Raw genomic sequence first — 1,193 nt, 5'->3', positions numbered from 1 at the left:
ATTGCTGAAGGGTTTCGGGTGCCGAGAGGCGTACGAAAGCCTCTCATGCAGGAACCCGCGGGCCACAGTTGATGGCTATGGGGATTTTAGTTTGCGGCTGATGTCGGCGACGGCGTGACCGCCCCCGTTAGGCGACGCGGTGGACACGGACGGACCGCTCAGTGAAGCCTCCGCACAGCCTTGTAGCCTCTGCGCGCAGGCGGACGGGGCCCTGCGGGCCTCGCTGAGCACCATGGGCGCGCGTGGGTCCGTCGCCGCAGGTTGAGCGCCTGTGGCTGGAGGCTGAATCAGACCATGCCGGGTCATGGAGCGGTCTCCCGGATCGGTGCCGATGCGTTCGGAGGTCCGCGCGGCTGCCTCCTCCACCGTTCGAACACCTCGATGACGATCATGCGTCCGCCACAGCAGGAGCATGGCGGCCGGAAGTCCTCTGGTTCGTCTGGTGTGTGGTCATCGGACGGGGCAGCGACGCCCAGCAGTTCGCGGGCGCGTGCGAGGCTGGCCTTGTGGGCGGAGCCGGCGAGCAGGCCATAATGTCGGATGCGATGGAAGCCGCGCGGCAGGACGTGGAGCAGGAAGCGGCGGATGAACTCATCTGTGGCGAGCGTCATGACCTGCTGCCGGTCGGTGCCGTCGCGGCGATAATCCTTGTAGCGGAAGGTGACCCCAGCCTCTTCGAAGGCGATCAGGCGGCGGTTCGAGATCGCAACCCGGTGGGTATAGCGCGACAGATAGGCGAGCACCGCCTCGGGACCGGCGAAGGGCGGCTTGGCGTAGACCACCCAGCGCTTCTTCTTGACGGGAGCCAGGTGGCGTAGGAAGGCCCGACGATCGGCGAGGTGCGCCGCCGATCCGAAGAAGGCGAGCCGACCGGCGTCGTGCAGCGCGACCAGTCGGGTCAGGAACAGACGGCGGAACAGCTTGCCCAGCACTCTGACTGGGAGAAGGAAGGCCGGCCGCGACGATATCCAGCGTGACGCGTCCGGCGTGATGCCGCCGCCCGGCACGATCATGTGGACATGAGGATGGTGCGTCATTGCCGAGCCCCATGTGTGGAGCACGGCGGTGATGCCGATGCGCGCGCCGAGGTGCTTGGGATCGGCCGCGATCGTCAGCATCGTCTCCGATGCCGCCTTGAACAGCAGGTCATAGACCAGCGCCTTGTTGTGGAAGGCGATGACGGCGACCTCGGC

1 protein-coding gene is annotated in these 1,193 nt (G+C 66.8%); it reads right to left on the bottom strand.

All coding sequences use genetic code 11. From position 1 onward, the window contains the following. Window positions 1-302: 302 nt before the first annotated feature. Window positions 303-1,193 (bottom strand): IS91 family transposase (locus tag NKH03_RS34700; RefSeq protein WP_352973336.1); only part of this gene is annotated, 891 nt, incomplete at its 5' end.

This window comes from Mesorhizobium sp. M1406 (assembly GCF_040317555.1).
Taxonomy (GTDB): domain Bacteria; phylum Pseudomonadota; class Alphaproteobacteria; order Rhizobiales; family Rhizobiaceae; genus Mesorhizobium.
The sequence above is the reverse complement of the archived record's forward strand: the minus strand, read 5'-3'. Positions and strand labels throughout refer to the sequence as shown.